The organism is Neisseria musculi (assembly GCF_014297595.2).
Lineage (GTDB): Bacteria > Pseudomonadota > Gammaproteobacteria > Burkholderiales > Neisseriaceae > Neisseria > Neisseria musculi.
In genome coordinates this window covers 266,199-287,105 of the sequence record NZ_CP060414.2, presented here as the reverse complement: position 1 = coordinate 287,105, position 20,907 = coordinate 266,199, and the positions used below count along the sequence as shown (strand labels likewise).

20 protein-coding genes and 1 pseudogene are annotated in these 20,907 nt (G+C 54.4%); 2 read left to right on the top strand and 19 right to left on the bottom strand.

What is annotated here, in order from left to right; translation table 11 throughout:
* Nucleotides 1-174: 174 nt before the first annotated feature.
* From pflA to H7A79_RS01315, 4 genes are all read right to left on the bottom strand, one after another.
* Nucleotides 175-993 (bottom strand): pyruvate formate lyase 1-activating protein, encoded by an 819-nt coding sequence (gene pflA / locus H7A79_RS01330; RefSeq protein ID WP_246408009.1) that lies wholly within the window; start codon nt 991-993, stop codon nt 175-177.
* Between the two features lie 243 nt (nt 994-1,236).
* Nucleotides 1,237-3,522, bottom strand: coding sequence for a formate C-acetyltransferase (gene pflB, locus H7A79_RS01325; RefSeq protein WP_187000816.1), 2,286 nt, complete (start codon nt 3,520-3,522; stop codon nt 1,237-1,239).
* Nucleotides 3,523-4,445: 923 nt separating this feature from the next.
* Entirely contained in the window at nt 4,446-5,816 is a 1,371-nt protein-coding gene (locus tag H7A79_RS01320) for an FAD-binding oxidoreductase (RefSeq protein ID WP_135036609.1), read from the bottom strand.
* 131 nt (nt 5,817-5,947) lie between these two features.
* Nucleotides 5,948-6,244, bottom strand: a complete 297-nt coding sequence (locus H7A79_RS01315; RefSeq protein ID WP_187000815.1) for a hypothetical protein — start codon at nt 6,242-6,244, stop codon at nt 5,948-5,950.
* 472 nt (nt 6,245-6,716) lie between these two features.
* Between H7A79_RS01315 and H7A79_RS01310 the strand changes: the two genes are divergently transcribed.
* Nucleotides 6,717-7,196: an FKBP-type peptidyl-prolyl cis-trans isomerase gene (locus tag H7A79_RS01310; protein ID WP_187000814.1), complete on the top strand. Its 480-nt coding sequence runs from the start codon at nt 6,717-6,719 to the stop codon at nt 7,194-7,196.
* A 539-nt stretch (nt 7,197-7,735) separates the two neighbouring features.
* Here the strand turns inward: H7A79_RS01310 and H7A79_RS01305 are convergent.
* The 7 genes from H7A79_RS01305 to pyrF form a co-directional block, all read right to left on the bottom strand.
* The gene (locus H7A79_RS01305; protein ID WP_187000813.1) at nt 7,736-8,587 is read right to left on the bottom strand and encodes an RnfABCDGE type electron transport complex subunit B; all 852 of its coding nucleotides are present in this window, start codon (nt 8,585-8,587) and stop codon (nt 7,736-7,738) included.
* Between the two features lie 264 nt (nt 8,588-8,851).
* Nucleotides 8,852-9,559: a GntR family transcriptional regulator gene (locus H7A79_RS01300; protein ID WP_187000812.1), complete on the bottom strand. Its 708-nt coding sequence runs from the start codon at nt 9,557-9,559 to the stop codon at nt 8,852-8,854.
* 84 nt (nt 9,560-9,643) lie between these two features.
* Entirely contained in the window at nt 9,644-10,060 is a 417-nt protein-coding gene (locus tag H7A79_RS01295) for an OsmC family protein (protein WP_187000811.1), read from the bottom strand.
* Nucleotides 10,061-10,126: 66 nt separating this feature from the next.
* Nucleotides 10,127-10,612 (bottom strand): ribonuclease E activity regulator RraA, encoded by a 486-nt coding sequence (gene rraA / locus H7A79_RS01290; protein ID WP_135036636.1) that lies wholly within the window; start codon nt 10,610-10,612, stop codon nt 10,127-10,129.
* 172 nt (nt 10,613-10,784) lie between these two features.
* Complete coding sequence (gene rfaD, locus H7A79_RS01285; RefSeq protein WP_187000810.1) at nt 10,785-11,786, bottom strand: ADP-glyceromanno-heptose 6-epimerase; 1,002 nt, start codon at nt 11,784-11,786, stop codon at nt 10,785-10,787.
* A 254-nt stretch (nt 11,787-12,040) separates the two neighbouring features.
* The gene (gene rfaE1 / locus H7A79_RS01280) at nt 12,041-13,003 is read right to left on the bottom strand and encodes a D-glycero-beta-D-manno-heptose-7-phosphate kinase (protein ID WP_187001586.1); all 963 of its coding nucleotides are present in this window, start codon (nt 13,001-13,003) and stop codon (nt 12,041-12,043) included.
* A 285-nt stretch (nt 13,004-13,288) separates the two neighbouring features.
* Nucleotides 13,289-14,020, bottom strand: coding sequence for an orotidine-5'-phosphate decarboxylase (gene pyrF / locus H7A79_RS01275; protein ID WP_135036627.1), 732 nt, complete (start codon nt 14,018-14,020; stop codon nt 13,289-13,291).
* 561 nt (nt 14,021-14,581) lie between these two features.
* Here pyrF and mnmC1 point away from each other — a divergent pair.
* Nucleotides 14,582-16,219: an FAD-dependent 5-carboxymethylaminomethyl-2-thiouridine(34) oxidoreductase MnmC1 gene (gene mnmC1, locus H7A79_RS01270; RefSeq protein WP_187000809.1), complete on the top strand. Its 1,638-nt coding sequence runs from the start codon at nt 14,582-14,584 to the stop codon at nt 16,217-16,219.
* A gap of 711 nt (nt 16,220-16,930) precedes the next feature.
* On the opposite strand, the pseudogene H7A79_RS01265 reads toward mnmC1, so the two are convergent.
* The 8 genes and pseudogenes from H7A79_RS01265 to H7A79_RS01230 all read right to left on the bottom strand — a co-directional run bounded on the left by H7A79_RS01265 (nt 16,931) and on the right by H7A79_RS01230 (nt 20,878).
* Nucleotides 16,931-17,881, bottom strand: a pseudogene (locus tag H7A79_RS01265) (IS110 family RNA-guided transposase).
* Nucleotides 17,882-18,617: 736 nt separating this feature from the next.
* Entirely contained in the window at nt 18,618-19,358 is a 741-nt protein-coding gene (locus H7A79_RS01260; protein WP_246407985.1) for a hypothetical protein, read from the bottom strand.
* A 48-nt stretch (nt 19,359-19,406) separates the two neighbouring features.
* Complete coding sequence (locus H7A79_RS01255) at nt 19,407-19,610, bottom strand: zonular occludens toxin domain-containing protein (protein WP_246407983.1); 204 nt, start codon at nt 19,608-19,610, stop codon at nt 19,407-19,409.
* Nucleotides 19,611-19,754: 144 nt separating this feature from the next.
* A complete protein-coding gene (locus H7A79_RS01250; RefSeq protein WP_187000624.1) occupies nt 19,755-20,006 on the bottom strand; it encodes a DUF2523 family protein in 252 nt (83 codons plus the stop codon).
* Nucleotides 20,007-20,009: 3 nt separating this feature from the next.
* Nucleotides 20,010-20,087, bottom strand: a complete 78-nt coding sequence (locus H7A79_RS01245; protein WP_353663637.1) for a hypothetical protein — start codon at nt 20,085-20,087, stop codon at nt 20,010-20,012.
* Nucleotides 20,084-20,302, bottom strand: a complete 219-nt coding sequence (locus H7A79_RS01240; protein ID WP_187000623.1) for a major capsid protein — start codon at nt 20,300-20,302, stop codon at nt 20,084-20,086. Before H7A79_RS01240 ends, H7A79_RS01245 begins: the two co-directional genes overlap by 4 nt.
* 78 nt (nt 20,303-20,380) lie before the next feature.
* Nucleotides 20,381-20,578, bottom strand: coding sequence for a hypothetical protein (locus tag H7A79_RS01235; protein ID WP_434968539.1), 198 nt, complete (start codon nt 20,576-20,578; stop codon nt 20,381-20,383).
* 3 nt (nt 20,579-20,581) lie between these two features.
* Nucleotides 20,582-20,878, bottom strand: coding sequence for a hypothetical protein (locus H7A79_RS01230; RefSeq protein ID WP_187000622.1), 297 nt, complete (start codon nt 20,876-20,878; stop codon nt 20,582-20,584).
* Between the last annotated feature and the right edge of the window lie 29 nt (nt 20,879-20,907).

Here is a 20,907-nt window from a genome sequence, read left to right as displayed (position 1 = left end):
AACCACACCCGTTCCGCTATATGTTTATGGCGTGAAAACTCCGATTCCGTTTTCTGTTTCTGAAGGCGGCCTTTTCCAAACGGTGCCCCGAAACGAAAAAAGCCTCAAGAAGTTTTGAAAATGCTGCACTTTTCAGACGGCCTGGTTTCAGACGGCCTAGAACGTTTTCAAGGCTCACAGGATAATATTTTTACCGTAGCCTTCTAGAATTTCTTTAATCCGCAACACGGTTTCTTTGGGCGGAGGGCGTACGCCTTTGAGTTGGTATTCGTCTCCGCACAGCGCCCATTTGTGCGCGCCCAGTTCGTGATACGGCAGAAGCTCCACGGTTTCCACGTTTTCCATGCCGCCGATAAATTCGCCGAGCAGGTTGGCCGAACATTCGTCATCGGTGTAGCCCGGCACGATAACGTAGCGCACGCGTGTGGGTTGACCGCGCTCGGCCAGATAGCGGGCGAAGTTGAGGGTTTTGGTGTTGGGAATGCCCACCAGCACTTTGTGGATTTCAGGATCCATCTGTTTCAAATCGAGCATCACCAGATTGGTGTGGTCGAGCAAGTCATCGAGAATTTCATCGTAATGCAGGGCATAGCCGTTGGTGTCGAGACAAGTGTGGATATCGTGTTGGCGGCAGGCGGTAAACCAGTCGCGCAGAAATTCGTATTGCAGCAGCGGTTCGCCGCCGGTTGCGGTTATGCCGCCGCCGGTGGCTTTGAGGTAGTGGCGGTATGACAACACCTGCTTCATCACCTGCTCCACCGTGAGCTCTTGCGATTTGTCGGTGTGCATCTCCCAAGTGTCGCGGTTGTGGCAATACAGGCAGCGCATCAGGCAGCCCTGCAGAAACAGCACAAACCGCAAACCCGGCCCGTCCACCGTGCCGCAGGATTCGATGGAATGCACGATGGCGGTGCCGTGATAGCCCCTGCGGCCTTCGCGCTGTTCGTTGTCGGGTTTGATGGTGTAGGTTTGCATGGTGTTGCCTTTTTTCATTTATTCTGAATGTTGCTGATATTGCAGCAGAAAGCTTCTGCCTACAGGGCGAAGCGGTGTGTACGCAAAAATGCAGTTTGCACCGGTTTGGGCATAACGGCAATCTGCCGCCCGCCGCCATGTTTTATAAACATCTGTTCTGCTTTGATTAATGCTTTCAGACGGCCTTTGCTGAAAATTAAGGCCGTCTGAAAAAATGCCGGGTAAAATCACCCGGCATGGCGTTCACAAGCCCGCAAAGAACTACATATTGGCGGTGAAAGTGCGGGTAATCACGTCTTGCTGCTGCTCGCGGGTCAGCGAGTTGAAGCGCACGGCGTAGCCTGATACGCGGATGGTGAGCTGCGGGTATTTTTCCGGATGCTCCATCGCATCCAGCAGGGTTTCGCGGTTGAGTACGTTCACGTTCAGGTGTTGGCCGCCTTCTACCTCTCCTGCTTCGTGGTGGAAATAACCGTCCATCAGGCCTGCAAGGTTGCGTTCGCGGGATTGCTCGTCTTTACCCAATGCGCCCGGCACAATCGAGAAGGTATAGGAAATACCGTCTTTGGCGAACTCGAACGGCAGTTTGGCTACCGAGCTGAGCGAAGCCACCGCGCCGTTCACATCGCGGCCGTGCATGGGATTGGCGCCAGGACCGAAAGGTGCACCTGCGCGGCGGCCGTCGGGCGTGTTGCCGGTTTTTTTGCCGTAAACCACATTGGAAGTGATGGTGAGCACGGATTGGGTCGGAATCGCGTTGCGGTACATCGGGTGGGTGGCCACTTTGCGCATGAAGCGTTCCACCAAATCGCAGGCAATGTCATCGACACGGTCATCGTTGTTGCCGAACTGCGGGTATTCGCCTTCGATTTCAAAATCGACAGCAATGTTGTTTTCATCGCGCACGGGTTTGACTTTGGCGTATTTAATGGCGGAAAGCGAGTCGGCAGCTACCGACAAACCGGCAATACCGCAGGCCATGGTGCGTTTGATATCGCGGTCGTGCAGTGCCATCAGCGCGGCTTCATACGAGTATTTGTCGTGCATGTAGTGGATGATGTTCAGCGCGGTAACATATTGCGTGGCCAGCCAATCCATAAAGCTGTCCATTCTCGTCATCACAGTGTCGAAATCCAGCACTTCATCTAGAATCGGCTCTGTTTTGGGGCCGACCTGCTCTTTAGATTTTTCGTCCACACCGCCGTTGATTGCGTATAACAGGGTTTTGGCCAAATTGGCGCGTGCACCGAAAAACTGCATATGCTTGCCGACCACCATCGGGCTCACGCAGCAGGCAATCGCATAATCATCGCTGTTGAAATCGGGGCGCATCAAATCATCGTTTTCGTATTGGATAGACGAAGTGTCGATGGATACTTTGGCGCAGAAATGCTTGAAGCCCTCGGGCAGCTGTTCCGACCACAACACAGTAATGTTCGGCTCGGGCGAGGGGCCCATGTTATACAGGGTGTGCAGGAAACGGAAGCTGTTTTTGGTTACCAGCGTGCGGCCGTCCAAGCCCATACCGCCGATGGATTCGGTGGCCCAAATCGGGTCGCCGGAAAACAATTGGTCGTATTCGGGCGTGCGCAAAAAGCGCACCATGCGCAGTTTCATCACCAAATGATCGATCAATTCCTGCGCTTCGACTTCGGTTAATGTGCCGTTTTGCAAGTCGCGTTCGATGAAGATATCCAAAAAAGTTGCCACACGGCCAAACGACATGGCGGCGCCGTTTTGCGATTTCACCGCAGCCAGGTAGGCAAAATACGTCCACTGCACGGCCTCACGGGCGTTTTTAGCGGGGCCGGAAATATCGAAGCCGTAGCCGGCGGCCATTTCTTTCATTTGACCCAAGGCTTTATATTGGTCATTGATTTCTTCGCGGCGGCGGATAACTTCTTCCAAATTTTTACCGGCTTCCAAATCGGGTTGCAGCGAATCGAACTGCGCTACTTTGTCGGTCATCAAGCGGTCGATGCCATACAATGCCACGCGGCGGTAATCGCCGATGATGCGGCCCCGGCCGTAAGCATCGGGCAGGCCGGTCAGCACGCCTGATTTGCGGCAGCGGCGGATATCGGGGGTATAAACGTCAAACACACCCTGATTGTGTGTTTTGCGGTATTTGGTGAAAACTTCGGTTACCGCAGGATTAAGCTCCACGCGGTAAATATTGCAGGAATCCTGCACCATTTTCAAACCGCCGAAAGGCATGATAGAGCGCTTTAACGGCTCATCGGTTTGCAAACCCACCACGGTTTCCAACGCTTTATCAATATAGCCCGGCTGGTGGCTGGTGATGCCGGAAACCACTTGGGCATCGATTTTGTAAGGCTCATGGGTACGGTTTTCCACCTTGATACCCTCCATCACTTCTGCCCACAATTTGGTGGTGGCTTCGGTGGCAGGTGCTAAAAAATCGGCATTACCTTCATAAGGCGTGTAGTTTTTTTGAATAAAATCACGTACATTAATACTGTTTTCCCACTCGCCGGCTTTAAAACCGGCCCAAGCAGCGGGGCGTTCCTGTGCGGTGGAAGCCATTTTAAAACTCCTTATTTTTCAAACGATAAGAAAAAGAATACGGTATCTGAGCAGTTGAAGCATAGCACTTATTTGCAGCAGCCGCGTTACGATTTAGTTGAAATAAAATTACTTTTTGATATAAATCAGGTAATAAAATGTAGTCAAACCCGGCCTCTTCCAGAGCACTATTATCTTCTTTCAAACAGGCGTAAAATTATTTGATTTTGCCGAAAACAGGCCGTCTGAACACTTTTTCAGACGGCCTGTTGCATGGCCGGCCAAGACAACTGAATCTTTCACCGCCATACCATTATAGTGAGCCCGCTTGATTTCTGTTGCGGTATTGCTGAGTCTCAGCCAAAAAAGCAAAGAGAACGGTTTGGCAAGGCTGCTGAAGCGGCAACGGAGCCGACCCCATGTTGTCTTACCCTGTCTGCGGCTTGCTTCCTGCTGCCGAAAACGAAGGGACGCCCTATTCCGATAAAACGGCGGGTGCCAATCTGCCTGCCGCCTAGGATCATACCCACACTTTATTACAATTCTCTAACAACCCCGACCCGTATCAAAACAGCCCCCAGGGCGGCAGCGGATTCTGCAACACGACAACATACAGCCTCGTCTGCACGGCTTAGCCGCACTCTATATCGATGTGCCGACAGCCTTCCCCCACGCCAAAAACCCCTTGTTAAAACTATCTAACAGCAAAAGCCTCTGCCGTCCAGGCCGGGGCTTTTGCAAAAATACCCTTAAAATGCCGTCTGAAACGCTTAAGTCCCGTCATTCCCGCGCAGGCGGGAATCCGGTCGTTGTTTGTCAGTTATTGAAATAAAGTAATTGATGGTTTTAAGGCCGGCGTCCTGCCAGCGCGGGAATGGCGGTAGCGGAATCTTTCAGACGGCCCAAATGAATCTTGCAAAAGTATCAGGCCGTCTGAAACAAAATTACGGCAACAGTTTCCCCGGATTCATAATATTGTGCGGATCAAGCTCCGCTTTCACCGCCCGCATCAGCGCGATTTCCGCCGCGCTGCGCACGCTCGGCAGCCATTGTTTTTTCACCATACCGATACCGTGCTCCGCCGCCACCGTGCCGCCGCAGGCCAGCACGTTTTCATACACCACAGTATTCACCGCGTCTTCATATTCATACACACCGTTGTCCGACACGCCGGGCAGGAAGGTATTGTAATGCAGGCTGCCGTCGCCCAAATGGCCGAATACCACAATCTTGATGCCCGGGAAAGCCGTCTGAAGCGCACTTTCACAACCGGCCACAAACTCTGCCGCCCGCGCAATCGGCACGGCGATGTCGTGTTTGATGCTCGCACCCAAATTGCGCTGCGCTGCCGAAATATTTTCCCGAAGCGTCCACAAGACCCGGCGCTCGGTTTCGGACTGCGCCGCTACAGCATTGCCAAAACCGTGTGCCAACAAAAGCTCTGCCAGCTCTTCGCCCAAACTGCCGCTTTCCATCGAATCGGCCAACTCCAGCAAAATATGCCACGATGCGTCTACCGGCTTGCCGATACGGCTGAAATCGGACGACAACGCCAAGGCAAAACGGCCGGCCAGTTCGAAACTGCACAACCGTTCGGCAAAAACACCCTGCACCAACGTGAGCAACGCCACCGCTTGCTCTATCGAATCCACGCCTACCCACACGGTTTCAACGGTTTTCGGCAACGCAAACAGTTTCAGCACCGCCCCCGTTACCACACCCAATGTGCCCTCGCTGCCGATAAACAAATGCCGCAAATCATAGCCGGTGGTATTTTTATGCAACGGATGCAAATGCTGCACCAACTCTCCGTTTGGCAACACCACTTCCAATCCCAATACCAAATCGCGCATGGTTCCGTAGCGCAACACATTCAATCCGCCCGCATTGCAGGCAATATTACCGCCGATTTGGCACGATCCCTCACTGGCCAAACTCAGCGGAAACAGCCGCCCCGCCGCCGCCGCCGCTTGCTGTACCGCTTGCAGCACTATGCCAGCGTCCACTGTGATGGCGTTATCGGCCAAGTTGATGCTGCGGATGCGGTTGAGTTTGGAAAGGTTTAAAAGCACGCCGCCATCGGGCACGGCAGCACCGCATAACCCCGTGTTGCCGCCCTGCGGCGTTACCGGAATCTTGTTTTGAAAGCAAAACCGCATCAGCTGCTGCACGGCATTTATGCTTTTAGGCTGCACCAAGGCATCGGCTCTGCCGCTATAGCGGCAACGCTGGTCGGTGAGCCATTGCGGTGCGCTTTCTATTATTTCGTCTGCATTTAAAAATTGCCGCAGTGCCGCTTTGATATGTGAACTCATATTCAGGCCGTCTGAAAAACAGAAAAACTTTTTGAAACCGCTTCAAAAAGTTTGGCAGGCAAAACATCTGCCCAAAACAAAAAGCAGAATACAGTGTATTCTGCTTTTTGCCGCATCATTGCAGAAAATGCTTACTGTGCAGCAGAAGCGGCGGCATCAGCGGCAGAAGCAGCAGCATCGGCGGCGGTTTCAGCAGCAGAAGCGGCGGCATCGGTAGCCGCCTCAGCGGCAGCTTCGGCAGCAGAAGCAGCTTCAGAAACTTCAGAAGCGGCAGCAGAAACCTCAGAAGCAGCAGCATCTACGACAGAAGCCGCAGCATCAACAGCCTCGCTGGCAGCAGAAGCAGCAGCATCGGGAGCCGCAGCCTGCTGGCCGCAGGCAGCCAAGAACAAAGACATCAGAGCAGCGGCTAACAAAGATTTTTTCATTTTCAATACCTTTTAAATCGATTTAAACAAATTGACACAGGCAAAACCCAGTCTCATATGAAAAAAGAATTCATTGCTGAATTTCGGCATTATGCCCGACCTGACAGGCTGGCGCAATGCAACCGCAACCCAGCGAACCATGAATATGGTAACTTAGTCATGCCCAAACCAAAATAAGTTCAATATAAATTGCAAATTTCTGATTTATTTTTGTAATAAAATTAAAGTTTGCATTGAAATTTCAAATTTTTAAACATTCAATAACGAATAAAACTATTTTATTGGTTATTTAAGCATTATTTGCCACAATAATGCAAAAAGTAGCAAAAGTACAACATTTGCATAATTTTTGACAGATACAGCTTGATTTTGCCGGACTAAGTGTAAACCGGGCCGCCGCCGTAAGTGTGTTATAATTGAAAATCCTTCACTGAAGAAACCGAATTTCCAAAACAAACAAGGATCTTTAAGCATGGTCATCCAAAAAAATTCAGTTGTTACCCTGCATTACGAAATGTTTGACGCCAACGACCAGTTACTCGACAAAACCGAACAACCCATCGCTTACCTGCACGGCGGCTACGATGGGATTTTCCCGTTGGTAGAAGAAGCGCTGCACGGCAAAGAAGCGGGGGATGTGGTCGATATCATCCTGCAGCCCGATGATGCTTTCGGCGAACAAGACCCGGAGTTGGTGCGCATCGAAGATGCAGACGTATTCCCCGTTGAAGTGGAAGTCGGCATGATGTTCGAAGCCGATGACCCCGAAACCGGCGATGTATGGGTTTACCGCGTAACCGATGTGGCAGACGGCAAAGCCGTGGTTGACGGCAACCACCCGCTGGCCGGCATGAAAATCCGTTTCAAAGCCATGATCGACAGCGTGCGCGATGCCAGCGAAGAAGAAATTGCCCACGGTCATGTACACGGCGAACACGGACACCACCATTAAGCAGCAGGCATTTTAAAACAGGCCGTCTGAAACTTTCAGACGGCCTGAAATCTTTGCAAAATTCAAAAACAAGAAGTTTGTTTACTGCGCTCCCGCGCAGAGGGGAATCCAAGCTTTCGGTATCATGGCATTTTTTAATCGATATTTCTATTTTCATCTGGATTCCCACCCGTGCGGAGTAGCCGGCGGCCTTGCGAAGCTAAAAACGATATTAAAGCCTTTCAGACGGCATTGAGGGTATTTTGGCCGGGTGCGCAGCCTGTTTTGCCAGGTTATTACCATTTCTCAAAAGCCCTGCCGCTGACAGCCGGCTTTAAAAACCATAACAGTATTTGCCCGGTTGCGTATTGGTACTATCCACAGCCTGCCGCCTTCTCTTATTTTAAAATCAGCCGGTTATGTATGCCTCCGGTTGGGAAGAAAACCTTGCCGCAAACTGCAGCAATAACAGCCATATCCGCCTTGCCAGCGCGGGCATTCATCACCGCTGCCGCGCACAGGCTTTGTTTGCACGTATTCTACACAGCAGACTTTATTTTTCACGTTGCTCCGCGCTTGGTCTGTTTGGCTTCCTGCCCGGCCTTATATTGCTGCAGAAACACCAATGCTGCTGCTTTTTCATCTGCTGTTCCGTATTGTAAATCGCGCTGCGCACGGCGGTAGGCCGCACGCTCCTTGGCTTCTTCCAACTGTTGCGCCTGATAGGCTGCCCTATTGGCCGACACCGCCCGCTGCGCTTGTTGCGCCTGCGCACGCGCCATTGCCTGCGCAATCAAATCGGCGGGATTAAACGGGGCAGTTGCGGTGTGCAACGCTGCCGCCCCATCTCGCACTTTGGCTTTCACAGCGGCTTCACATTCGGTCAAACGGGCTTTTTTCTCCTGCAAATTCCTTGCCCGGCGCGCTTCGTGCCGGTTAAAACGGACGCGGGCATATTCTGCGGCGGCCTTGCGCGGTTCGCAGCCATGCGCATCTGCCCGCGCCAACGGCAGAAAATCTGCCTCTACCGGCTGCATATGAATGCAGTCTACCGGGCACGGTGCCACACACAATCGGCAACCCGTGCATTCGTTGCGGATAACCGTGTGCATCTGCTTGGATGCGCCCATAATGGCATCGACCGGGCAGGCTCTGATGCAGGCCGTGCAGCCGATACACACCGTTTCATCTATCCACGCCAAGGCTTTTTCCTGAGTCTTCACAGGCCGTACCGGCGCTCTGCCGAGCAGGCCGGCGATATCCAGCATCACCGCCTCTCCCCCCGGCGCACACAGATTGATTTCGGCCCTGCCTTCGGCCAACGCCTGCGCATAGGGCAGGCAGCCCTGATAACCGCATTCGCGGCATTGGGTTTGCGGCAGGAGATTATCCAAGCGTTTGGCAAGATTCATGGTTGGCAGGTCGGAATCGAAAAGGCAGATTTTAACAGATACGCGGAACAAACCTGAGTAAGGCGGGGTTGTCCGGTGTTTCGGCAAAATTCAAAAAACAGACACGAAGATTTGCCGCCGTCAAACAATATTGGATCATTTTCAGACGGCCTGTCGTTGCAAGACACTTCAGGCTGAATCGCCAACCGCGCCCGGGCGGGATAAGGTTTCCGTATCAGCCTCACCACACGGCATACCCCCCCCCGCCACACGGCCGGCAGCCGTTTATTCCCCTTCCAGGCCGAATTTTTGCAGCAGACGCGCCTGACACTGCCCTAAGTGCTTACGCATCATTTTGCAGGCACGGCTGCCTTTGCCCGCCACCAGCAAATCGAGAATTTCGCGGTGCTCGCAATAGGTGTGGCGCAAACGGTCTTTCGGGGTGTCGAAAACAGCAATAATCAGCGAAGAACGAGCACACAGGGCATTGACGGTGTCAAGCAGCACGCTGTTGTCAAGCAGCCGCGCCAATTCAACGTGAAAAGCATTGGAAAGGCGGTTCCATGCTACGCGGTCGCCGCGGGTGAAAGCAGCTTCTTCCCGCTCTGTCAAGGCATACAGCGGTTGGGCGCGCCCGGCCAAATCGGGCTGCTCGAGCAGCATACCGATAACGGTTTCTTCCAGCGCGATGCGCATTTTGAATACGTCCTGCATTTCTTTGGCATCGGGAACATGCACAAATGCACCGCGGTTGGGCTGCAAATCAACGATTTTATCGTGTGCCAGCAGCGAGAGTGCGCCACGCACGGTGCCGCGCGAACACACCATCTGCCGGCACAAATCCGATTCGGTCAGTTTGTGTCCGGGGCGGAACTGGTGGTCGGTGATTCTGTCGAGAATCCCGGCATATACCCTGAACAGTTCGGAGTCGTGCCGCTCTTCCACGGAATCGGAGGCGGCAGGGGCATCAAATATATTGTTGCTTTCAAACATATTTCGTCTCTTTGTTCCATCGTCATCAGATGGATTTCAAGGCCGTCCGAACGTTTTTTCAGACGGCCTCTGCCGGCAAAACCTTTATGCCTGCGCCAATTCGAAACTGTGTGTTACGGTTGCCGCCTTGCCCAGCATAATCGAAGCGGAGCAGTATTTTTCGGCCGACATCTCCACCGCTTTGGCAATGGCACTTTCTTTGAGATCACGGCCGAACACTTTGAAATGAATATGGATTTCGGTAAACACGCGCGGCGTGGTGTCTGCGCGCCTGGCTGTTACCGATGCCCGGCAGTCGGTGATGTTCTGCCGTTGTTTTTGGGCAATCATCACCACATCGATGCTGGAACAGCCCGCCACGCCCAGCAGCAGCATTTCCATCGGGCTGGGGCCGCGTTTGGCCTGCCCCTCTGCCGCCGCGCCTTCCATCACCACGCTGTGTCCGTGTCCGGTGGTGCCGACAAAACACATGCCGTCCAACCATTGTGAAGTTACCTGCATATTTTACTCCTGATTATCTGCCCGATTGAAAATGTACCCAAGCGGCAGCCGTGCCGCCGCCTGCACTCAGCCCAACGGCCGCTCCGACACCAAAATGCCGTCTGAATCACTGTAGAGATAGTGGCCGGGGGTGAAGGTTATGCCGCCGAAACTGACCGGAACGTCCACTTCGCCCGTGCCTTCTTTGCCGCTTTTGCGCGGATTGGTGCCCAGCGCTTTCACGCCGAAATCGAGCGTGTTGAGTATTTCGCTGTCGCGCACTGCGCCGAAAACCACCGCGCCCGCCCAGCCGTTTGCAGCACCTGCGCCGGCAACCATATCGCCCATCAGCGCGCTGTATAAATCGCCGCCGCCGTCCACCACCAACACTTCACCGTCTGAATGCGTGTTCATCAACTGTTTCACCAAGCCGTTGTCGCGGCTGCATTTGACGGTGCGGATTCTGCCGCAGAAGCGGTGGCGGCGGCCGAAATGGCGCAGCTGGGTTTCGCACGATGGCGTGTCCGGTGCCGTGTCGATGAGATCGGCAGTTGAAAAGTCGTATCTGCTCATGATGGTTTCCTTTGCTGAGAAGGGATAATCAAACAAACCGCGCCGCCCGCTTTGCGCTTTCAGACGGCCGTCTGCGGCACTTTCCCCGATTATTTGCAACTCGGCTCCAAAGGCCGTCTGAAAGCCGTTTGAAGGCCTGTAAAGTATTCCGCCGTGCCGTTTTGCGGCGCAGCTACAGGTTTTCCAGCATCCACGCCACATAGCGGCCGACACCTTCGTCCACATCGAAGAAAGTGCCGTCATAGCCCGCTTCGCGCAAACGCGAAATATCGGCTTCGGTAAAGCTCTGGTATTTGCCTTTGAGCGCATCGGGAAACGGGATATAGCGGATAAGCTCTTCTTTCACCAGCTCTTCCAACGTCATCGCTGCTTTGCCTTCGGCCGAGCGGCAGGCGTTGACGGTAGCGGCCGCCAACTCGTTAAACGGGCGGCCGCGGCCGGTGCCAAGGTTGAAAATACCTGATTTTTCGGGGTGGTCGAAGAAAAACAGGTTTACTTTTACCACGTCTTCCACGCTCACGAAATCGCGGGTTTGCCCACCTTTATCATAGCCGCCGTATGCGCCGAAGAGATTAACGTAGCCGTTTTCGCGGTATTGGTTGAAGTGGTGGAAGGCCACCGATGCCATGCGGCCTTTGTGCTGCTCGTGCTGCCCGTAAACGTTGAAATAGCGGAAGCCCGCCACCTGCGCACTCAGCCCTTCTTTCAGGCGGCGGCGCACCACCTGGTCGAATTGGAATTTGGAATAGCCGTAAACATTGAGCGGTTTTTCCAGCTCCCGCTCTTCGCGGAATACCTCGCCTTTGCCATACACCGCCGCACTGGAGGCATAAAGATAGGGAATGCGTTCGTCTTGGCACCAATCGAGCAGATCGAGGCTGTATTGATAGTTGTTGTCCATCATATAGCGCCCATCGTGCTCCATGGTGTCGGAGCAGGCACCCTCGTGGAACACGGCTTCGATGTTGTCGTAGGGCAGCGCGTGTTCGCGCACTTGGCGGATAAACTCGTGTTTGTCGAGATAATGGGCGATTTCGCACCCGGCCAGGTTTTTGAATTTTTCGCCGCGGCTTAAATTATCCACGGCAACGATATCGGTGATGCCGCGCCGGTTTAAGGCCTGAACGATGTTGCTGCCGATAAAGCCGGCGGCACCGGTTACGATGATGGTCATGATTTTTCCTTTCGGGAGGCCGTCTGAAAAAGCCTCGGGCTTTCAGACGGCCGTTAATGTTTGTATCAGCTTCTGCACCCATGCTGGCTGCGCATCGGTTTGCAGATAAACTTTACCGCCGGCAGCATACCGCACCCATGCCAACTCTGCCCCGGAATTATCATAAAGATACGCTTCATCGGCCTGCCTGCGTTTGATTTTTCCAAACCGGGTTGGTGCACAGCATCTCCTTTCAAGGCCCTCTGAAACCGCCGTTATTCCTTTTCGAGCGCAGCCGCCAACTCGTCAAACGGACACACCGCCGTGCCCAATTTGGCCACCACCACACCTGCGGCACTGTTGGCAATGTGCATGGCTTCGGGCAGGCTCAAACCGGCGGCCAGCCCCAAACCCATGCTGGCGATAACGGTGTCGCCCGCGCCGGACACGTCATAAACTTCCTGCGCGCGCGTGGGTTGGTTAATGATTTCATTGCCGTCAAATAAGGTCATGCCCTCTTCGCTGCGGGTCAGCAGCAATGCCTCGAATTCGAGATTACGGCACAAACGGCGGGCTTTTTCGGCCAATTCTGCTTCGCTGCGCCAGCTGCCCGCCACCTCTTTCAACTCGGCACGGTTGGGGGTGAGCAGGGTGGAGCCGGCATATTTTTCATAGTCGCCGCCTTTGGGGTCGATTAACACGGGTTTGCCGGCCCGGCGCGCCCATTCTATCATCGAGGCCACATGCAGCAGGCCGCCTTTGCCGTAGTCCGACAAAACCACCACATCGTATTCAGGCAGTAGGGCGCGGTATTGGTCTTTCACCGAATCGAGGATTTCGCGGTGCGGCGTTTCTTCAAAGTCGAGCCGGATAAGCTGCTGGTTGCGTGCCACCACGCGCAGTTTCACCGTGGTGGCGATTTCGGAATCACGCACCAAATGAGCGGCCACGCCGTCTTGCCGCATCAGCCCCTCGAGCACGCCAGCCGCCTCATCGTTGCCGGTTACCGACAGCAAAGCAGCCTGCCCGCCCAGCGAGGCAACGTTGCGGGCAACATTGGCCGCACCGCCGGCGCGCTGGTCGGTTTTGCCGATTTTGGCCACCGGCACGGGTGCTTCAGGCGAAATGCGCGACACATCGCCAAACCAATAGCGGTCGAGCATCACATCGCCCACCACCAATACGCGTGCCCGCGCAAAATGCGCTTTCAGGGTTTCGGGGGAAAGGGAAAACGCCATATTTCCATCCAATCTGTTATCGGTTTTCAGACGGCCTGCGCTGCGGCCGCCCGCTGTTGCCGCCGTTTTTTGGGGAGGGGCGGCATCTTCAAACGCTGCGGGGTACCCCCCGAACATTTTCAGACGGCTCCGATACCTGCGGATTCTGCCGCAGAAGCGGTGTGGCGGGGTGCCGCCCAAACGTTTTCAGACGGCCGCAATACCGGCCGAACCGCCTGCTTCAGGCAGAGCCTGCCTGTTGACGTGCGGCGGCGGGAAAGCGGGCGGGTGCGGCCGTCTGAACACTCAGCCTGCCGCTGCCGTGTTGATTTCGCGCAGCACGGCAACGGGGTCGGCGGCCTGGGTAACGGGTCGGCCCATCACCAGATAAGTGGAGCCGGCCGCCAGCGCCTGAGCCGGAGTCATGATTCGGCGCTGGTCATCGCTGTTGCCCGCCACATCGAGGCGGATACCGGGCGTAACCAGCACAAAATCTCCGCCCAAGCCGCGGCGCAGCGGGGCGGCTTCGCGGGCGGAACACACCACGCCGTCCAAGCCCGAGCTTTGCGCGAGTTTGGCCCAGCGCAACACCAACTCTTCCACCGGCGCGTTCAGGCCGGTTTCGGCCAAGTCGGCCTCTTCCATGCTGGTGAGCACAGTTACACCGATTAGCAGCGGCCTGTGCGCCTGATTGGCTACGGCTTCGGCAGCGGCCTCCATCATGCGGCGGCCGCCGCAGGCGTGCATATCGACCATCCACACCCCCATCTCCGCCGCCGCGCGGCAGGCTTTGGCCACGGTGTTGGGAATATCGTGGTATTTCAAATCGAGAAACAGCTCGAAGCCTTGGTTAATCAGGTTTTCGGCCAAACGGCGGCCGGTGGCGGTAAACAGCTCTTTGCCGATTTTCAAGCGGCACAGCTCGGGAGAAAGACGGCGCACAAACGCCAGCGTATCGTGTTCGTTGGCAAAATCCAGCGCCACAATCACGGGCTTTGCGGCAAAACCGGTGTGGAAATCGGCAGCTAACGGGTTCATAAAAACATCCTTACCTCAATATGGGTGAAACGCTGCTTTTCGCGGCAGCAGCATGATTTAACAGTGGATTTTATAGCAAACCCGTATTTCCGGCACAAGGCATAAAACGGCAAGCCGCCGGCAATGAAGAAACCGGTTTTGCTGCCGTTGCGGCGGGCAAAGCCGCTTTCTTTAAGCGGGGCTGAGCCGAAGCAGGAAATAAAGATATTCACCATACCCCCGCCCTGCAGCGGATTGCGGCCGGTGCTTCCGCCTGTTGTCAAGCCCGTGATAAATATTTTCCGGCACCGCCGCAAAGCCGCAAACCACGGCAGCGGTTCGTAAAAACTGCGCCCGAAACCACCGTGCCGGCAACGGCAGCCGCGCAGACTCTGCAACCTATAAAGTAAAGGCGCGGCGCGGGCGGTATACCGTGCCGCACATACTGCAAACAGCGGGCCGCACCGCCTGCCCGTGCGGCAGCCCTGCCCGATTTTAACAGCTTTTCCATCCCGCTTGGGCAGCCCGCACACCCGCGCGTGTTAAAATCACGGCTTCTTTTTTTCAGACGGCCTCTTTAAGATGATCTGCCTTGCCTGGAACCGCCCGCCCGCTGCCGCCTGTCTTACCCGCACCGTTGCGCAGCACGGCAGGCCGCTTTATTTGGTTGTGTGCCTGCCCGACCGGAGCTTCCCTGCCTTCAGGCCGTCTGAAAACCCCTCTGCGCTCGAAAAAGCGTTGCTTCAGGCTGTCGAAGCCAAACTCGGCTGCATTCAGTTCAACACCGCCAATGCGCTGGGCGACATTCTGCCGGGCGTGCATTTATGGCTGATGCCGCCCGAAGCTGCGTGCCGTCTCGGCGAGCATTTTCCGCAACCCGTGCAATGGCAGACCGAAGCCGTGCCGCAACTGCCGCTGCCGCAGCTCAAGCCGTGGTTTGCGCCGCCCAAACGGCACACCCCCACCCGCGCCATCGTTATCGGCGCAGGCATTGCCGGCGCGGCTACCGCCCGCGCGCTGGCACAACACGGCCTGCCCGTTACCGTGCTCGAAGCTGCTGCGCCGGCCGGTGCCGCATCGGGCAACCGGCAAGGGCTGCTGTATGCCAAGATTTCGCCGCACCACACCGGGCAGACCGAATTATTGCTGTGCGGCTACGGCCACACCCGCCGCCTGCTCGAAGATCTGCTGCCCGCGCGCGCAAACTGGGGCGGAAACGGCGTGCTCCATCTCGACCATAACGATGAGGAAACCCGCCGCAATCAGGCGCTGGCAGCACAAACCCACCACGCCCATCTCTACCGCGCCGTATCCGCCGAAACCGCTTCGCGGCTGGCCGGCATCCCTGTTGCCCAAAGCGCGCTTTATTGGCCGCAGGGCGTATGGCTGAACCCGCCCGCGCTGGTACACGCCCTGCTCGACCACCCTCTGATTGAGCTTTACAGTCACACCGCCGTGTGCTCGACAGAATACCGCAACGGCACATGGCAGGTAGAAACCTCCGGCGGGCGCGCTTTTCAGGGCAGCCATATTGTTTTTTGCATGGGCGCGCACAGCCCGCTCGCCGCCCTGCCCGATGTGTCGGCACTGCCCTACCGCCTGATTCGCGGCCAAACCGATTTGGCGGCCGCCACGCCCTATTCCGCCGCGCTGCGCTGCGCCCTTTCCGCCGCCGGCTACATCAGCCCTGCCTGGCAGGGCGTGCACTGTTTCGGTGCCACCTTTATCCAGCACGACACCGGTTGCGAATGGCGCGCCGGCGATGCCGAAGCCAACCGTCTCACCCTGCGCAAACTGGATAGCACACTGGCCGAAAATTTATTTTCAGACGGCCGAAACCCAAACAGGCCGTCTGAAACCCGCTGCGACCGCCCCGCCCCCTTACAGGGCCATGCCGCCCTGCGCTGCGACAGCCCCGACCATCTGCCGTTGGCAGGCGCGCTCGGCGACATCTGCGCCATGCAGCAGGCCTATGCCAAACTTGCGCTCGATAAAAACTACCGCATCTGCACACCCTGCCCCTATCTGCCGGGTGCCTACATCAACACCGCCCACGGCAGCCGCGGCCTGGCCACCGCCCCCGTGTGCGCCGCCGCCGTTGCGGCCGGCATTCTCGGCCTGCCCAACCCGCTGCCACAACGCCTGCGCAGCGCGCTCTCGCCCAACCGTACGGTTGTCCGCGCGCTTATCCGCGGCCGTCCGCTACTGGAAAAGGCTTGATGCGGCGCCGTGTTCCACCCCGTGTAATGGATAACGAACCCACTTTGTTTACATTGCATTGCTGCCGCGCCCCGACCAAAGCGAAAGGTTGGGCAGGACGCACTGAAACAGCGGCAAAAACGGCTTTACGCTGTCTGTATGATTTCCTGCGGCCTGCCTTGATTGGAGGGTATGCCGGCTGATGATGCCTGCCCCTGTTTTCAGACGGCCCAAAGCCTTTGCCAAACACCTGAATGCCGGTTGGAGTGCCGTCTGAAAAACCGAATACCGTGATGAGCTCCGCAAGCCCGCCGCGCCCCGTGCAGGCGGATATCCGGGCAGAAAGATTGAAGCATCGATCAAACACATACCGAGATGCCGGATATCGGGCTTCCACCTGCACGAAAATAAGGCAGATAAACTGCTTGCGGTGTTTTTTTCGATTCTGCCGATGCCTCAAAATGAAGAATACACAAAGGCCGCCTGAAAACTTTTTCAGACGGCCTTTGCTACGCGGGGCAGGCAGGTTTACAAACTGCCGCACGGAGCAAATAAAGGCATGCGGCCGGAGCGGCACCAACATACCGCGCGGCCGCGCCATAGCAGAACAAGCCGGACACAAAACAACCAAAGATAGTGTGTGAAAGTGTCAATGCCGTTGATGTATTCTTTCGGCAACAATCAAGCCGTGCCCTGCTTTTGCGGGGCATTTGCCTGTTTGGCATTGTTAATTTATGTTGTTAATCCGCAACGGGTTTTGTCGTATTCTGTTTGGTTTTTCAAAATGTAGAAAGCGATGGTTACCAGCTTTCGCATAATTGCAACAATAGATGAGTTTCGGCGGTTTTTTCCCGGCTTTCAGACGGCCGATAAAGGCGGGAAAGGCGTTCATGCGGTAGGCGGCCAATGCGGGCATGTATAGGGCTGCCCTTAAGTCGGACTTGCCTACCTTTGAAATCCGTTCTTTGCCGTTTACGCTTGTTCCCGGCTGATGCCGTTTTGGACCCAAACCGAAATAGGCGGCCAGTTGGGCAGCGGTATCAAAGCGTGATGTTATGGTCGAGAGCAAAACGGCGGCGGTGTTTTCGCCTATGCCTGTGATGGTTTTCAGGCGTTGGCGGTTTTTGTCGTAATCGGGATTGGCTTTGTAAAAGCTCTGCAAGTCTTTTTTAAGCGTCTGCAAATAGCGGCTCAAGTAGTCTATCGTTGCCTTTATGTGCCGTTTCAAGTAATCGGGGGCTGTTTGATACTTGGTCAGTTCTGCCGCCCGTTGTTTTTTGATGCGAGCTATATAGCGGGTCAGTTCCTGAAGCTGTTTTTGTTCGGACGGCTGCGGCTGCCATGTTTCGGGGTTCATGGCCTTGCAGTAGCGGGCGATGAGTTTTGCGTCTTGTTTGTCGGTTTTGCTTCTTTGCAATACGGCGTTTGCGAAGCCTTTTATTTTTCTTGGGTTGTCCACGCTCATTTTGTAATGGCTGTTGAGATATTCGGCCGGCGGTCTATAGCAGGTTCCCGTTGCTTCGCAGCAGCAGTGCAGGCTTGGGTTGGCGTTATGGCCGTTTAGCATGCTTTCAGCTCGGCTTAACCTGTGGGGCTGTTTCCGAATCGGTGTTCGTAAAAAAAGCCGTCTGAAATCAGACGGCAGTCTATGGTTACTTTGCTCACGTCTATTCCCAAGTACATGGTGTTTTACCTTATCAATGCGGGCTTTGCGCCTTAGATAGTGTTCAAGCTTGATGATTGGGGTAAGCCCCCGCTTCAATCTTTGGGACATGTTTTGAACATCGGCCGTACTTGCGAAGTCGGGGCTTTGCGGTGCGGGCAGCTAATCCGGGCCGCAGGGAAATTTTAATCGGGTTTGTTTCATCTGCCAAACGTTAGCGGAACTAACCCGTTGCGCTGGTTTTTTTTATCTTATCTTGCGCCGCATCGGCCGTGGGTTTGATGCGATTTGAAAAGGGTATAAAAAATCCTGCAAGGGGTATTCATACAGCTTCACTAGACATTTTTCCCCGCCCGAACCGAAACCACCTAGAGGCGCGGGGGCAGAGCAGAGAAACAAGCAGAGAGGAAGATATTAATAATGTTTGTGATCAAGCAAACGGCCACGCGATTTAAACAACTGAAACGGAAAGGAAACGTTATGATTTGATTTTGAATGATTGACAATTTGAACCAAGCAGGGCGGGGAATAGCAAAAATCCCCGTTGGCGCGGGGATTTTGGCATTGCCCGTCATCGTTTAACAACTTTGAAAGGCTTAAAATGCAGTTTAAAATACTCTTCGCTAAGGGAAAACTGCTTTTAACGGTCAATATTGACACGCGGTTTATTTTAGCGGTGTTGATGCTGATTAGTCAATAGCGAGACCCGCCAAACAAAGGCCGTCTGAATCGTTTTCAGACGGCCTTTTTGCGGTTTCACGGCCTGAACTGTTCTCCTGCTTCGACATAGCCGTCATACATCAGGTTTGGCAGGCTTTTTCCGCCCATTACCGGCACTTCTCCGCCTGATGCAGGGCTACCCCCTTGCGCGGTTTCAGACGGCGTGTATGGGGCGTTTGCGGTGTCTTTGTAGGGATTGAACGGCAGGCCGTTTTTAACGTAGTCTTTGCACATTTCGGTGCTTACTTCTTTCAGCGGCGTAGCCTGATCCGAATAACAGGTACAGCCGCTATCACCACCCGAAATACAGGCGGCCACGCGCTCAAAGGTTTTTACCTGCCGCACACTATCATAAAGGGGCTTGCTTTCGGGCTTTTCGGCCAGCGTAGGCACATATAAATCAGGTGTGAGGCTTCGGCCTTGCGCCGATGTGGAATATTCGGCAGACGGGGGCGGTGATGCGAGGGATTCAGCAGAAACGGCGGCAGCCTGAATATCTTCGCTTTGTCCTGAATAGCGTTTGCCCATCTTGATTACAGTATAGGCGGTGAAACCGATCAGCAGCGGCAGAAAGATTATAAGAAACACTAGGCTTTTGGGAATGCGCCGTTTAGGCTTGGTGTGTACTTCCGCCGATTTGTACCGGCCGAATGCTTTTTTTGGCAGCACAAAACTTCTTTCGATGGCGCGGGCAATATTGGTTGCATTATCGGGCTGATCAACGCATTCGTTCCATTCATAAAGTTTTCGGCCAACGGGTTTGATGCTGATATGCATATGTCGCTGAACCAGTTTACGCACGAACGAATCAAGAAAGCTGGGATGTTACGTTATCAGCACGATATCAAGGCCGTGATGACGGTGAAGCGCCAGCTTTTCGATGAACTCAGGAACTTTTGAAGCAGCCGAGCGGGTTCCCATTAATCTTTGCGCTTCGTCTATGATAACGAGCGGGCCGTAGGGCAGAAAGTCTTGTAATCCTTGCTCTTTGATTTGGCCGTCTGAAAGCTCCTGATGTTCTATGGCCAATTCGGGAATACCGTTGATAAAAAGCGGGCGTTTTTTTCTTTTGACCGTCTTTGTCGGTAAAGTGGGTATAGGATTCATCGGACAGCAACATATTCACGATTGATGCGGTTTTGCCCGAACCGGGAACGCCTGTTTGCAGAATAATCATTTACCATTCCCGCCACTAGGCATGAAGGAAAGTTTGTTTATGCCTGCCATTGTGATATTGAACACATAAGCCCAAAAAATGATACCGAGTGCATGACCGAAACCTGCCATGATGACAAGCCGGAATACGGCGGAGGGCATGTTTTCAAAATGGGTAACGATGTATTCTTTCAGCCAGTTCAATCCGACCATATAGCCGCCGTAGGTTACGAAAGTTAAGCCGAGCGCGGGAATAAGGAATGCAGGCATTGTTTAATCCTTTTTGAGACCTGAAAACATGATATAAGCCGCCGATATTGAAGCGAGACCTATTACAAGAAAACATATCATTTCGGCAAAACGGCACAGCCCGGCATCAGGGCAAAAATCACAGCGATGATGCCCAAAACGATACCGCCAACCTGCAAGGCATCTGAACGGGCAGTAGAGAGAGCCGTAGTAATGGCTTCGGGAACTTCGGCCATTGCCAAAGCGGGCAAAACACCCATTGGCACGGCAACGGCAGTTTTTGCGCCATATTTACGGGCAATATTCATTGCTTTCATGATATTTCCTTTAAGTGAGTTAAAAAAGTGTGCGCGGGCTTTTAAAGGCAGTCAGACCGCCCGCCGAGCCTGAATCTTTTACATTTCAGTCATAAAACCAAAGACGATAAAGTTGTCGCCTATCTCTTCTAATGCGGTTTCCACGGCTTCGTTTCTGTCGAAGAAAAAGCCCGCTTGGTTGATAAACGGCGTATGACCCACATCACCCGTATCAGACGGGTATAGGAAATCCCCTGTTTCCCGAGACTGCACTACATAAACGCGGGTTATCGTCATGGTTTAACCTTTGCTTTGTGTTCTTGGCCGAAAACCGATGATTTTCAGTTTTTGGCTTTTGCCGTTGGTTACCAGCTCAACGTTTAAATCGGCTTCAAAGGGAAATGATGCGCCTTTGAACTGTTCAAAGTTAATAGAGCCGCCGTAGTCGTATTCCGATGCCGAGCTGCCTAAAGCGTTGCCCTGACTCGCATCAAGCGGGGTGGAGACGATAACGCGGCAGTAATCAAAGGTTTTGCCGTCTATTTGGCCGTTGAAGCGCTTTACACCCATAATTTGACCTTGAATCTGCATCTGCATGATGGTTTTCCTTTCATAAATACACTGCA

Coding starts and splice junctions, on each gene's coding strand:
- H7A79_RS01300 (WP_187000812.1), bottom strand. CDS start 9,559: ATGTTTGAAAGCAACAATATATTTGATGCCCCTGCCGCCTCCGATTCC.
- H7A79_RS01305 (WP_187000813.1), bottom strand. CDS start 8,587: ATGAATCTTGCCAAACGCTTGGATAATCTCCTGCCGCAAACCCAATGC.
- rfaE1 (WP_187001586.1), bottom strand. CDS start 13,003: ATGGCGTTTTCCCTTTCCCCCGAAACCCTGAAAGCGCATTTTGCGCGG.
- H7A79_RS01310 (WP_187000814.1), top strand. CDS start 6,717: ATGGTCATCCAAAAAAATTCAGTTGTTACCCTGCATTACGAAATGTTT.
- H7A79_RS01230 (WP_187000622.1), bottom strand. CDS start 20,878: ATGCAGATGCAGATTCAAGGTCAAATTATGGGTGTAAAGCGCTTCAAC.
- rraA (WP_135036636.1), bottom strand. CDS start 10,612: ATGAGCAGATACGACTTTTCAACTGCCGATCTCATCGACACGGCACCG.
- H7A79_RS01295 (WP_187000811.1), bottom strand. CDS start 10,060: ATGCAGGTAACTTCACAATGGTTGGACGGCATGTGTTTTGTCGGCACC.
- H7A79_RS01240 (WP_187000623.1), bottom strand. CDS start 20,302: ATGAAAGCAATGAATATTGCCCGTAAATATGGCGCAAAAACTGCCGTT.
- H7A79_RS01260 (WP_246407985.1), bottom strand. CDS start 19,358: ATGCATATCAGCATCAAACCCGTTGGCCGAAAACTTTATGAATGGAAC.
- mnmC1 (WP_187000809.1), top strand. CDS start 14,582: ATGATCTGCCTTGCCTGGAACCGCCCGCCCGCTGCCGCCTGTCTTACC.
- H7A79_RS01235 (WP_434968539.1), bottom strand. CDS start 20,578: ATGACGATAACCCGCGTTTATGTAGTGCAGTCTCGGGAAACAGGGGAT.
- rfaD (WP_187000810.1), bottom strand. CDS start 11,786: ATGACCATCATCGTAACCGGTGCCGCCGGCTTTATCGGCAGCAACATC.
- pyrF (WP_135036627.1), bottom strand. CDS start 14,020: ATGAACCCGTTAGCTGCCGATTTCCACACCGGTTTTGCCGCAAAGCCC.
- H7A79_RS01320 (WP_135036609.1), bottom strand. CDS start 5,816: ATGAGTTCACATATCAAAGCGGCACTGCGGCAATTTTTAAATGCAGAC.
- H7A79_RS01250 (WP_187000624.1), bottom strand. CDS start 20,006: ATGCCTGCATTCCTTATTCCCGCGCTCGGCTTAACTTTCGTAACCTAC.
- H7A79_RS01315 (WP_187000815.1), bottom strand. CDS start 6,244: ATGAAAAAATCTTTGTTAGCCGCTGCTCTGATGTCTTTGTTCTTGGCT.
- H7A79_RS01245 (WP_353663637.1), bottom strand. CDS start 20,087: ATGATATGTTTTCTTGTAATAGGTCTCGCTTCAATATCGGCGGCTTAT.
- pflB (WP_187000816.1), bottom strand. CDS start 3,522: ATGGCTTCCACCGCACAGGAACGCCCCGCTGCTTGGGCCGGTTTTAAA.
- pflA (WP_246408009.1), bottom strand. CDS start 993: ATGAAAAAAGGCAACACCATGCAAACCTACACCATCAAACCCGACAAC.